Source organism: Shewanella sp. NFH-SH190041 (assembly GCF_024363255.1).
GTDB lineage: Bacteria > Pseudomonadota > Gammaproteobacteria > Enterobacterales > Shewanellaceae > Shewanella.
Genome location: NZ_AP026070.1, coordinates 2,633,072 through 2,644,838, shown reverse-complemented (window position 1 = coordinate 2,644,838; position 11,767 = coordinate 2,633,072). Strand labels below are relative to the sequence as shown.

The window sequence follows — 11,767 nt, the reverse complement described above, 5'->3', positions numbered from 1 at the left end:
TATAAGGTTATCCAAAATATTATTATTAAAATAAGTATGGCATATCATTAATTAAAGTGTCATTCCCCATCTAATGGCGCTCTTTACAAATTGCATTGGATAGGGAAATCATTTTATCTAATGTTGCTGTGCCGACACAGCAGTACTTTTTGTACGTCGCTTAAGCTCAGAGCTTGATCTTCTAACAGTACTTGCAGGTGGTAGAGCAGATCGGCCGCTTCATTAACTAATTCGGCTTTATCGCCCACTGCGGCGGCTAACGCGGTTTCTACCCCTTCTTCCCCCACCTTTTGTGCGATACGTTTGCTGCCAGCCTGAAACAGTGACTCGGTATAACTGGGTTTAGTGGCCTCAGTTGACGGGTCAAATTGACTGGCATCAGAGCCTGTGCGCTGAAGTTGAAGATGACGCTGACGGATCAAACGCGTTAATTGCTCACTAAATGGCGCAGCCGCATTATCATGCCAACAGCTCTGGGCACCAGTGTGGCAAGTTGGTCCTAATGGCAGCGCTTGTAGCAGCAGAGCATCGTTGTCGCAATCTAACGCGATAGAGAGGCAGCGTAGCTTGTTACCTGAGCCCTCTCCTTTTTGCCATAACCTTTGCTTACTGCGACTGAAAAAAGTCACCCAGCCACTGTTGATGGTTTGCTCTAGTGCGGCGTGATTCATATACCCTAACATCAATACGGTGCCGCTCAGGGTATCTTGGATCACTGCCGGTAACAGGCCGCCTGTTTTGTTAAAATCGGCGTGTTCAGCTAAATTCTCGGCACAATTTACCGGCAACTGATAGAGGGGGTGATACTCTGCTGAAGCGAGGTTTGTGTCAGCGGTATGCGTTGTTTTAACCATATAATCAATGTCTCCTACGGATATGCTGATGGTCTCAGCCCGGTCAGTGGGTAGCTGTGTCTAGGCTAGTATCAGTCACAGGTCGCACGCAGATCCCCTCTTGCAGCAGAAATTGCTTTAATTCAGCAATAGCGAGGGTGCCTTGATGAAAAATACTGGCGGCAAGCGCCGCATCCACTTTGGCTTCACGAAATACGCGGCAAAAGTCAGCCGCACAGCCCGCGCCTCCAGAGGCGATCAGCGGCACATCACATAGCTGACGGATTTGGCTGAGTTGGTCAATATCATAGCCTTGTCGCATTCCATCCTGATCCATCACATTGAGCACGATTTCGCCGCAGCCCAGTTGTTGTACCTGTTCCACCCAATCTTGTGTATACCAATTGGTGGTGCGGGTTGCCGACTGCTCACCGGTAAACTGCTTTACCCGGTAACTGCCAGTGTCAGGATCAAATTGGGAGTCAATTCCCACCACAATACATTGGCGGCCAAATTCGTCCTGTAGTCGTGTGATGAGTTCTGGCTCTGATAGCGCTGGGGAATTAATCGAGATTTTATCTGCGCCAGCAGCTAGCATGGCGCGAGCTTGCGCCACCGTGCGTATCCCTCCGGCAACACAAAATGGAATATCGATTTGCTCAGCAATCCGCTGGATCCAACTGGTGTCGGTTAAACGTCCCCGGGCACTGGCACTGATATCATAAAAGACCAGCTCATCAGCACCTTCTTGGGCATAGCGCTGCGCCAACGGCAGGATATCACCCATGACTTTGTGATTGCGAAATTGTACTCCTTTAACCACTTTGCCATCCCGAACATCCAGACAGGGCACTATACGTTTGGCCAGCATGTGACGGCCTCCTTGACGTTGAAATTGCCTTGTAGCAGCGCGCGGCCAACAATGACGCCGGCTGCGCCACTTTGCTTGATGTCATTGATATCCTCTAGGGTGGCGATGCCACCGGAGGCTTGCCAGTGAATTTGTCCATAGCGCGCCGCCAGTTCACGGTATAACGCGGTATTGGCACCACTGAGGGTGCCATCGCGGCTGATATCTGTCACCAATACATGCTCAAGCCCTGCTGTGAGATAGCGGTCAATCAACTTTTCTAATGTGGTGTCTGCAGCCTGTTGCCAGCCGTGGATCGCCGGAATTTTTTGTCCCTGGTGATCAATTTGAATATCCAATGCCAGGCAGATGGCACTGCTGCCATATTTATGCAGCCATTGCTGCACGGTATCGGGTGCAGTGACGGCCATTGAACCGATAACGACCCGGTCCGCGCCAGCTTCCAGCATGGCTTCCAGCTGAGCTTCAGTGCGGATCCCGCCGCCAACTTGCACCTTGGCGCTTAGATCACAGAGTAATTCCCGTAGCAGAGCGGTTTGGGCCTGGTCGGGTTGTCGGGCCCCGGATAAATCCACCAGGTGCAACCATTGAGCCCCTTGGTCAATATAGCCTTGCAACTGCTGCTTAAGGGGGAGCTCAAATGCGGTTTGGCGGGCATAATTTCCCTGATACAGGCGGACGATTTGGCCATCGAGTAAGTCTATTGCAGGTATGATCATGCACTTATCTCCATAAAGTTGCGCAGTACCTTGGCGCCTGCCGCAGCACTTTTTTCCGGATGAAACTGCACGCCTAGCCAGTTATCCCGACCGATGGCGGCACTGAATGCCATGCCATAGTGACTCTCGGCTAAGGTATGAGGGCCGATTGGCACACAGTAACTGTGAACAAAATAGAAGTAATCTGACGCCGTAATACCGGCAAACAATGGATGCGCTGATGGGGTAAGCGTATTCCAGCCCATATGGGGCAAAGGTTGTCCGGCGCTGTTGAGGGCGATCACCTTAGTCGGAATGTGCCCCAGCATGGGGGTGCATTTTGGCGCAGTCACATCATGTGGGAATATGGCGTTTGGGGCATGCCCTACTGATTTGGCGACATTACCCATTAATGCTGTGCCATTGGATAATGCCGTGTTTTGTGACGTTTGGGTTTCGCTGGAGCTGCGGGTCAGCAATTGCATACCTAAGCAGATCCCCAACACGGGTTGGGTGAGGGATGCCAGTACCGGCAGCAGCCCTTTGGCTTGCAATGACGCCATAGCCGGGTCGGCGCTGCCAACACCGGGAAGGATCACTCGCTTAGCTGCGGTAATATGCTGGGGACACTGACTGATGCAAACCTCAACACCCAAACGGGTAAAGGCAGCATAAACCGAATTTAGGTTGGCGCAGCCGGTATCAATAATAACGGTTTGGGCGACCATCACAGTACCCCCTTACTGGATGGCAGGCCAGCGCCGCTTCGGGCTAGTGCCGGTCGCAGTGCCCGGCCTAGGGCTTTGAACAGTGCCTCTATCTTATGGTGCTCATTATCACCGTCACAGCTGAGCTGTAGCGTAGCCCCGAGGCCATCGGCTAAAGAGCGGAAAAAATGTGGCACCATTTCCGTGGACAGACCACCCACTTTATCCCGACTGAACTTGGCATTAACTTGGCACCATGGTCGGCCAGATAGATCCAGCAGGCATTCTCCTCGCGCTTCATCCATCGGCAGGCTGAAGCCGAAGCGGCCAATTCCGGTTTTATTCCCTAATGCTTGTCGCAAAGCTTGCCCCAGTGCGAGTGCTGTGTCTTCGATGCTGTGGTGATCATCAATATGCAGATCGCCGCTGACATCAATATTAAGAGAGATATTGGCGTGGGTAGCGATCTGCTCCAGCATATGGTCGAAAAAGCCAATTCCGCTCTGAATACGGTTGTGACCGGGACGGTCGAGCTCCACCGTCACCCGTATATCTGTCTCTCGGGTGGTACGTTTTACCGTGGCACGGCGATTATTGCCCAGCAGCAATCGGCAGATCCCCGGCCAGTCTAGTCCTGTGCTAGTGTCTATGATGCTGTCTGTTTCAGTACTGTTTATTTCAGAACAGTTTGTCTCAGTTAGGTTTGTTTTAGCGCTACTACTATCTATTCTTCCGTCAATAATTGACGATTGAGCATCTGCAGGGAGATAGCGCAGTCCCCTAATGCCCATGGCGCGGGCTAATTGCATATCGGTTTCCCGATCGCCAATCACCCAAGAATGACGAAAGTCCACTTTGCCATCGGTAAGGTAGGGCTGTACCAGTCCCAATTTCGGTTTGCGACAGCTGCAGTTGTCTGCTTCTGTGTGGGGGCAGATCAGTACATCGCTAAAGCGGATACCTTGGGATGTGAAAATTTCCATCATCATCTGATGTGGTGCAATAAAATCCGCGCTAGGGAACGTCTCTGTCCCCAGTCCGTCTTGATTGCTGACCATGACCAAAGTAAATCCGGCTTGTTGTAGAGCCAGTAATGCGGGGATCACGCCAGGTTCCAGTTTAAGCTTTTCCAGCTTGTCCAGTTGTTTGTCACTTGGCGGCTCCTGAACCAAGGTGCCGTCACGGTCAATAAATAAGATTTTCTGCTGCATAGTGCTTTCCCTGTCGGTTCTCTGTCGCTGTGCGGTTGTTGCATTGCTGCTGTACCGCCACTTTGTAGTCGGTGACTTTGAGCTTTAATAGTCAGCCTGAGGGCTGTCCGTTGCCGGATGTACTGTTACGCTTTGCTCCTGCAAAGGCAGCAGGGGCATTAAGGCCGCGATAACGCTACTGATCTGCGCTGTATCCCCCACGCTTAGGCGAATAGCATAACGAAGCTGTGGATGTTGGTAACTGCGACCAACAATACCGGCTTGGGTGAGCGCTTGTTTGACCTTGTCCAGTCGCGTCGGGGTGGCACTGAAATCGGCTAATACAAAGTTGCCCGCCGTGTTGTTCTCTAGCTGTGCCCCCAGTTGTTGCATCACCGTCAGTAGGCGGCTGCGGTTGGCATTAAGGCAACTGACCTGATATTGCATTGTGGCTATACCCGCCGGGGAGAGCGCACGGGTGGCCATTTGTGCCACCGGCAGGGCGATAGGATAAGGGGCAATAATGCGCAGTATCTGCTGACAAATCGCTGGATTGGCCAGTAAAAAACCGCAGCGGATCCCGGCTAAGGCAAAGGCTTTAGATAAGGTGCGCAGTACCACTAAGTTGGCATAACGCCCCAGTAGCGAGACCATGGAATCCTCGGCGCAAAATTCAATATACGCCTCATCGACCACGATCAATCGATCCGGATAATGTTGTAATAGGGCGCAAATCTGTTGGCGGGAATAGCGCTTTCCGGTGGGATTATTCGGATTGCACAAAAACACCAGCTTATCTTTGGGAGTGGGGAGTTGTGCTTCTGGCCCCCGCTCCTGCTTAGACTCTGGCGCAGGTAAGGGCCAGCTGAGTTCACTGACGGCGACGCCAGCACAGCCTGCACTGATGCCATACATACCATAGGTGGGGGAAAACTGCCCTATGTTGTCTTGCCCCGGCGTGCAGAAGGTGCGGATCAGCAGTTCGATGGCTTCATCTGCTCCCCGGGTGATAACAATATACTCTTCATCGACGCCCACATAACGGCTATACGCGTATGTTAACTCAGGTGGCTGACATTCAGGGTAGCGGTTGGCTCCGACCAGTTCGCTGTTATTAAATGGCGACTCATTGGCATTGAGCCAGATATGCCCTTGACCACCACAACGCCGGGCGCTTTGATAGGGCGTAAGCCCACGCAGCGCCGGGCGAAGCAGGGTATCAGCTAAGGTAGCGGCCTGTTTTGCTGTCGCTGCCAGGTCAGTATCTGGCGATACTGTTTGGCGTACGTCTTGGGTTAATTTCTCTGTGGAGTCAGTTATTTCCCGGCGTGTTGAACGCTTGGGCGTTAGTGCCTGCGGAGTCGGCTTTTGGGGCATCATAAGGTCTCTCCCTTCAAGCGGATAGCAACCGCATTGCGGTGCGCATCAAGTTGCTCTGCTGCGGCCAGGGTCATCACGGTATCGGCCAATGTGCTTAGCCCTTGGTAACTGAGCTCTTGCACCGTATAGCGGCGGCTGAAATCCGCCAGTGACAAGCTGGAGACGCTGCGAGCATAGCCATAGGTCGGCAGTACATGGTTGGTACCACTGGCATAGTCGCCTACCGATTCCGGAGTATAAGGGCCAAGAAAAATCGAACCCGCCCCGCGCAGTTGTGGCAGTAACGCTCTGGGTGTCTGGGTCTGAATGATTAAGTGCTCTGGAGCATACTGATTAGCAAGGTCAGTGGCTTGCGTCATATCCTGAACGAAAATGATACGGCTCTGAGCCAATGCCTTCGCGGTAATATCTCGCCGAGGCAGGGCGGCAAGTTGCATATTCACCTCACTGGCCACGTTCTGCGCCAAAGTGTGGCTGTCGGTGATCAATAGCACCTGAGAATCGGCCCCATGCTCGGCCTGGGAAAGTAAATCGGCGGCAACAAAGTCGGCTTTGGCGGTGGCATCAGCGATCACTAACACTTCCGAAGGGCCTGCTGGCATATCAATACTGAGGCAGGTTTGTGATGACTGACTTAACTGACGTTTCGCTTCCGTTACCCAAGCATTACCCGGGCCGAAAATTTTATCGACTTGAGGTACGCTTTCTGTCCCCAATGCCATCGCCGCAATAGCTTGGGCACCACCACAAGCGTAAATCTGCTCGATGCCACATTGGGATGCCGCATAGAGAATGGCAGGGGGTACCGGCGGCGGGGTCATTAACATTCGTTGGTAGCAGCCTGCCAGTTGCGCGGGGATCCCCAGCATCAGTACTGTTGAGATAAGCGGCGCACTGCCGCCGGGAATATACAACCCAACTCGCGCGAGTGGCTCATGGCGCAGTTCGCAGCGCACACCCGGGAGGGTTTCCAGGGTGATATCCTGCGCCTGCTGCGCCGCATGGAACCGGCGAATTTGCGCGGCGGCTTGGTCAATGGCAGCGATTAATTGCTGGGGTAAGGCCTGCTGCGCTTGGGCAATCGTCTGGGCTGATACCTGGAGAGATTCGGGGCGGATACCATCATACCGCTCGGTTAACGCCAGTAGTGCGGCATCTCCTTGCTCGGCTACTTGGCGGATAATGGCACTGACTTGGGTTGTTAATGAGGTTTGCTTGGCCACCGGGCGACATAATAGGGTATGCTGCTGCGTGGTGGTGAGTTGTTGCCAATCATATATCTGCATTTGTGTTACCCCATCATCTTTTCAATTGGCATTACCAGTATGGAGCTGGCACCCAAAGCTTTTAGGGCTTCCATCGTGTCCCAAAACAGATCTTCACTGCTGACAGCATGGACGGCGAAGGTGTCGCTACTGCCGCTTAGGGGCAGAATAGTGGGGTTTTCTGCTCCGGGCAGTAGTGCAACTATCTCATCGAGTTTGCCCGCCGGGGCGTGCAGTAGTATGTATTTACTTTCTCTGGCACGCAGCACACCATCGATACGGGAGAGCAGTTTATCGATAAGGGGTTGGCTGCGGTTGTCACTGCTTTGGCATGATTGCACCATGCAGGCTTTGGATTGAAAAATGACTTCAGCCTCATAGAGCCCATTGGCTTCCAGCGTTGCGCCGGTAGAGACCAGATCACAAATGGCATCGGCTAAACCAGCTCGAGGAGCCACTTCGACCGAGCCTTTTAATGTGCAATCCCGGTAGTTGACGCCCTGCTGCTCAAGATAACGCCGCAGCAGATTGGGATAGGAGGTGGCAATGCGGCACTGTTCCAGACTGGTACAATCCCGGTAGCTAAATTCATCAGGGACTGCCAATGACAGGCGGCAATCACCAAAATCCAGTTGTTTTAATTTGGTAAATTGTGCCGATTTGCCCAGCCGCTGGCGCTCAATTTGCTCTTCCTCCAGCACGTTTTCCCCAATAATTCCCAGATCAACCACGCCGTCCATGACCAGCCCCGGGATATCGTCATCCCGCACCCGCAGGAGATCCAGAGGCATATTATCAGCATGGGCGATCAGTCGCTGTTCATTCACATTGAACTTCACTCCGCAGCGCCGTAAAAGCAGTTGGGAATCCCGCGCCAGGCGGCCTGATTTCTGGATAGCGATTCGCAGCCGTGGGGAGTCATTATCTGTGCCCGATTGCTGGTTAAGTCTGGTGGTGAGTGGTGGCTTACTTTGGCCATTGCTCTGCTGTGCTGTTGTCATGCTCTGTCCCTGTCTGTTGATGGCAATGCTGCGGCATGTGTTGGGGTGATGCTGCAATCATGAAAAATTCAAACTGTGCTGGCAGATAGGGGGCAATAAAAAACCCCCAGAAATTTCCGGGGGTTAAATACTGAAATCTGATTCACCGCCGGAAGAGATAACCTCCGGCGGCCAGCGACCGAAGGCTAGCAAAAATGGTGATGATGATGGTTGAATGCTGTTGTCATGATGGCTGTCCTTCAGTTACTTTTGATCCGTTGCTTTTGATGTGCATTATTTCAAATTTAAGCTTTGCGTTTATTGTGCTCAGCGTTGATGTGCTGAGTGAACAAATAGATTGTTTTTTGTTCACCTTTTTTACGCTAATGGATTTTAGTACATCAGGCAAGCATAAAATGAGCAGTATATAAAAACAGCCAATGATGTTGGCCGTTATGACTGGCAGTTGGTGATATTTGACACCCATAGGGCGCATACTAGGGTCTGTTGACCTTTTGCGATTAAAACGCTTTTAGCCAGCCCCGTCAGGCAGTGTTTGAGGCTTCTTTCTACTGCGTTATCGGTTTATCAGGTAACGCAACTACCTATCCAACCTCTGCCTGGTATAAAGTCCCCGCAAATCGCTGCAAAAAAACTTGAAAGGTCAGCAAACCCTAGCAGATGTGTTGGGGCATTGGGATTGCTATAATGCCGCTCCTTTTGCTGCCGCTTGCCGGGATAACAGTTTGTCACAGAATCTTGTTGGTTCACTTTCATCACTAGAGCGCCGGGTTGCGGATGTTTTTGCAACTGGCGGCGTGCTGTCACGTCATATTCAAGGCTATAAACCCAGAGCGCCTCAGTCTGAGATGGCCGCGGCAGTGGCACAATGCTTGGCTGGCGAGGATAACCTGGTGCTGGAAGCAGGCACTGGCGTGGGGAAAACCTTTGCCTATTTGATCCCCGCGCTACTATCAGGCCAGTCAGTCATCGTCAGTACCGGCAGTAAAAATTTGCAGGAGCAATTGTTTTATAAAGATTTACCCCTGCTGCTCTCAATGTTGGATCTGCACCCGCGTTTAGCGCTGCTCAAAGGGCGCAATAATTATCTTTGCCAGTGGCGGTTGGCAAAACAGCTGGAACAGATAAGTAGCCGTGATGCTGGGGTGATGGATGATATGCTCAGGCTCAATCAATGGGCCGGGATGAGCAAAGATGGCGATCTGGACAGTGTGACTTCTGTGTCAGAAACTTCTGCTGCGCTGGATTTGGTGCGCAGTACCCGAGAAACCTGTATTGGTCAGCGCTGTGATTATTATGCCGCCTGTTATAGCCGCAAAGCCCGGCTAAGGGCGATGGAAGCGCGGCTGATTGTAGTAAACCACCATCTGCTGTTTGCTGATCGGGTGATGAAAGATACCGGTTTTGCTGAGGTGTTGCCCCATACCGATGTGGTGATTTTTGATGAGGCTCATCTGCTGCCAGATATTGCCGTCAGTTATTTTGGCAGTCAATGCTCAGGCCATAGTCTGGCCAATCTGCTGGGACGGATCCATGGGCTCTATCGCAGTGACATGAAAGATACCGGGCAGCTGGGGCAATTGGCATTGCGCTCACAGCAGGCACTACAGGAATGGTATTTGGCGTTGGTTGAACGTCAGGTCAGTGACTGGCGTACGGTATTGGCTGACCGACAGATGAACTTGTTAAGTTGGGGACTGATTACCGAACTTGATGCCCTGTATCAAGTGATGCAAGCCCATCTTGGCCGCCATGATGAATTAGATCATCTTGCCCAGCGTTTACAGACTCAGACCGATGACTTTCGACGTTTTTTTGCCTGTGAGCAGCAACAGGCAGCTTATGGGGTGGATCTCAATGGTGCCCAGGCAAGGCTACGGATTGCGCCAATTGATGTGGCAAAACAGTGCCGTGAGTTGTTTGACCCTCAGTGTCGCTGGATTTTTACATCCGCCACCTTGCAAGTTAATCGCTCCCTGGAGCATTTTACCCGGGCAATGGGTATTGAAACCGCGAAAACAGTGGTTTTGGACAGTCCATTTGATTATCGCCGCCAAGCCATGTTCTGTGTACCACGCCATCTGGGGAATGTTGCTAATACCCCAATGGCGGTGCGGCAGCTGATTGAACTTTGTATCAAGGTGGTGGAAGCGGCTGATGGCCGTACTTTTATTCTGTTTACCAGCCATCGTATGCTGGAGCTGGTGGCTCAGGGGCTGCGGGCGCGATTGCTGCAGCCAGTGCTGGTGCAAGGGCAGGGTGGAAAACAAAGTTTGCTGCAAAAATTTCGTCAGTTAGGCAATGCGGTATTGTTGGGAACCGGCAGTTTCTGGGAGGGGGTTGATGTCCGTGGCCGCCTGCTCAGTTGTGTGATTATCGATAAATTGCCGTTTGGCTCTCCGGATGACCCCTTGTATAAAGCGCGAGCTGACGCCGTCACTCGCCGTGGTGGCGATGCTTTTGCTGAAATATCTCTGCCTCAGGCCATTATTGCGCTTAAACAAGGCGCGGGGCGCTTGATCCGCGATGAGAAAGATCGCGGCGTGCTGATCCTGTGTGATAACCGGATTGTTAATCGTCCCTATGGTAAGGATTTTGTGGCATCCCTGCCTCCGATGCATCGCACTCGGGATTTGGAGCGGGCATTGCGCTTTTTACGAAAACTCTGAAAAGTTACAGGGCAAAGCTAAATCCCAACTGCAGTTTCAAATCCCGATTCCAGGGCAAAATAGGTACATCGCCGCGGTTATAAGGCGCTAGATTATATTGGTGATATACGGCTTCAAGTTGCAGTAATGTGCCCGGTTGCCAGGCGGAGTGATGCAGAGTAAAACCACCACTGTAGCGGTACTCCAGCCAGTCATTGCCATCATGCCAATTACGGGCGGAGCCGATAAAGGCGAGAGATTGGCTTAATTGCAGATGCGTGGCGATCCCGGCACTGAAAGCTCCTGCGTCATGGCTAAATTCCCCGCGATGATAACCTGCTGTTTTGGGCACATCATCATCTAATTCCATTAAGTAATAGCCAAAGGACAGATCAACATTGGCCATGATCCGACCGTCATCATAGGAAACGGCCATTCCGGGAAAGACCTTAAACTGTTTTTCGATCCCACTGACGGTGTTGCGCCGTCCCGATAACATCAGCTGGCCACCAAAACTGGTATAGGGGCTTAGCCTTAGCCATTCTTGACTCAGTAGATAGGAAGAGCTGAACCAGATGGGAATATGATCCGGGTCCAGCTTATCTTTGTCATGATCATAATAGAGGGCGATATCTCCCATCAATTTGCTCTTGGAGCCCAAGGGGTGAATAAAGCTGAAAGTGGCATTAATGCCCGGAGTATGGGAGTCGGCTTGATTAACAATAAAATCATGTACGCCGGTTTCAACGCGCCAGTCCCAGGCAAAGGCCGCTGGGGAGCAGCACAGCGACATGAATGTGGCGCAGGCCAGCAGAGAATACTTCATGGTAACGCTCCAAATTGTCCTAAAAATTAGGATCTTATAATATGGGGGTGGCTTGAAGCGCTGTGCGCCGGATCCCATTTCCTCTGTTTAGGGCGTTGTCGATAACTTATCGCCTGAAGATAAAAACCACCATAAATGGAGGTGGTGCTTAAAAAATGAACTTGGCGCGGTGTTTTCTAAGCATGATAGCGCTAAAAATATAAAAATTTGCTGAAAAATGGCTTTTTATTCAAGGGTATTTATTTAATGGCCATTTCGCGAATCTAAGCCGTTTTTTCATCCCGACAAAAATACCAGCAAGATATGCTGAGAAAGAGTGTATGGTAGTTTTTTAGCGCTAAAAAAGGC

Annotated in this window: 10 protein-coding genes and 1 other annotated feature; of the genes, 1 reads left to right on the top strand and 9 read right to left on the bottom strand. The window is 51.7% G+C overall.

Annotated features, from left to right (window positions below):
* Nucleotides 1–113: 113 nt before the first annotated feature.
* The 8 genes from hisIE to hisG form a co-directional block, all read right to left on the bottom strand.
* Nucleotides 114–854 (bottom strand): bifunctional phosphoribosyl-AMP cyclohydrolase/phosphoribosyl-ATP diphosphatase HisIE, encoded by a 741-nt coding sequence (gene hisIE, locus NFHSH190041_RS11780; RefSeq protein ID WP_261922031.1) that lies wholly within the window; start codon nt 852–854, stop codon nt 114–116.
* Between the two features lie 43 nt (nt 855–897).
* The gene (hisF, locus tag NFHSH190041_RS11775; protein WP_261922030.1) at nt 898–1,704 is read right to left on the bottom strand and encodes an imidazole glycerol phosphate synthase subunit HisF; all 807 of its coding nucleotides are present in this window, start codon (nt 1,702–1,704) and stop codon (nt 898–900) included.
* The gene (gene hisA / locus NFHSH190041_RS11770; protein WP_261922029.1) at nt 1,686–2,423 is read right to left on the bottom strand and encodes a 1-(5-phosphoribosyl)-5-[(5-phosphoribosylamino)methylideneamino]imidazole-4-carboxamide isomerase; all 738 of its coding nucleotides are present in this window, start codon (nt 2,421–2,423) and stop codon (nt 1,686–1,688) included. Before hisA ends, hisF begins: the two co-directional genes overlap by 19 nt.
* The gene (gene hisH / locus NFHSH190041_RS11765) at nt 2,420–3,130 is read right to left on the bottom strand and encodes an imidazole glycerol phosphate synthase subunit HisH (RefSeq protein ID WP_261925109.1); all 711 of its coding nucleotides are present in this window, start codon (nt 3,128–3,130) and stop codon (nt 2,420–2,422) included. The genes hisA and hisH overlap by 4 nt, the downstream gene beginning before the upstream one ends.
* Complete coding sequence (gene hisB, locus NFHSH190041_RS11760; protein ID WP_261922028.1) at nt 3,130–4,320, bottom strand: bifunctional histidinol-phosphatase/imidazoleglycerol-phosphate dehydratase HisB; 1,191 nt, start codon at nt 4,318–4,320, stop codon at nt 3,130–3,132. Before hisB ends, hisH begins: the two co-directional genes overlap by 1 nt.
* 84 nt (nt 4,321–4,404) lie before the next feature.
* On the bottom strand, nt 4,405–5,679 hold the full coding sequence (gene hisC / locus NFHSH190041_RS11755) for a histidinol-phosphate transaminase (protein WP_261922027.1): 1,275 nt from the start codon (nt 5,677–5,679) through the stop codon (nt 4,405–4,407).
* Nucleotides 5,676–6,965 (bottom strand): histidinol dehydrogenase, encoded by a 1,290-nt coding sequence (gene hisD / locus NFHSH190041_RS11750; RefSeq protein WP_261922026.1) that lies wholly within the window; start codon nt 6,963–6,965, stop codon nt 5,676–5,678. Before hisD ends, hisC begins: the two co-directional genes overlap by 4 nt.
* A gap of 5 nt (nt 6,966–6,970) precedes the next feature.
* Nucleotides 6,971–7,945, bottom strand: coding sequence for an ATP phosphoribosyltransferase (gene hisG, locus NFHSH190041_RS11745; RefSeq protein WP_261922025.1), 975 nt, complete (start codon nt 7,943–7,945; stop codon nt 6,971–6,973).
* A 94-nt stretch (nt 7,946–8,039) separates the two neighbouring features.
* Nucleotides 8,040–8,155 (bottom strand) — a sequence feature (His leader region).
* A gap of 515 nt (nt 8,156–8,670) precedes the next feature.
* Here hisG and NFHSH190041_RS11740 point away from each other — a divergent pair.
* Nucleotides 8,671–10,614, top strand: a complete 1,944-nt coding sequence (locus tag NFHSH190041_RS11740; RefSeq protein ID WP_410010876.1) for an ATP-dependent DNA helicase — start codon at nt 8,671–8,673, stop codon at nt 10,612–10,614.
* 4 nt (nt 10,615–10,618) lie between these two features.
* Here NFHSH190041_RS11740 and NFHSH190041_RS11735 read toward each other — a convergent pair whose 3' ends face one another.
* Nucleotides 10,619–11,419, bottom strand: coding sequence for a hypothetical protein (locus tag NFHSH190041_RS11735; protein ID WP_261922024.1), 801 nt, complete (start codon nt 11,417–11,419; stop codon nt 10,619–10,621).
* Nucleotides 11,420–11,767: the final 348 nt, after the last annotated feature.

Bases quoted from the DNA above. Each gene is read 5' to 3' on its own strand.
- hisIE (WP_261922031.1), bottom strand. From the start codon at position 854: ATGGTTAAAACAACGCATACCGCTGACACAAACCTCGCTTCAGCAGAG.
- hisF (WP_261922030.1), bottom strand. From the start codon at position 1,704: ATGCTGGCCAAACGTATAGTGCCCTGTCTGGATGTTCGGGATGGCAAA.
- hisA (WP_261922029.1), bottom strand. From the start codon at position 2,423: ATGATCATACCTGCAATAGACTTACTCGATGGCCAAATCGTCCGCCTG.
- hisH (WP_261925109.1), bottom strand. From the start codon at position 3,130: ATGGTCGCCCAAACCGTTATTATTGATACCGGCTGCGCCAACCTAAAT.
- hisB (WP_261922028.1), bottom strand. From the start codon at position 4,320: ATGCAGCAGAAAATCTTATTTATTGACCGTGACGGCACCTTGGTTCAG.
- hisC (WP_261922027.1), bottom strand. From the start codon at position 5,679: ATGATGCCCCAAAAGCCGACTCCGCAGGCACTAACGCCCAAGCGTTCA.
- hisD (WP_261922026.1), bottom strand. From the start codon at position 6,965: ATGCAGATATATGATTGGCAACAACTCACCACCACGCAGCAGCATACC.
- hisG (WP_261922025.1), bottom strand. From the start codon at position 7,945: ATGACAACAGCACAGCAGAGCAATGGCCAAAGTAAGCCACCACTCACC.
- NFHSH190041_RS11735 (WP_261922024.1), bottom strand. From the start codon at position 11,419: ATGAAGTATTCTCTGCTGGCCTGCGCCACATTCATGTCGCTGTGCTGC.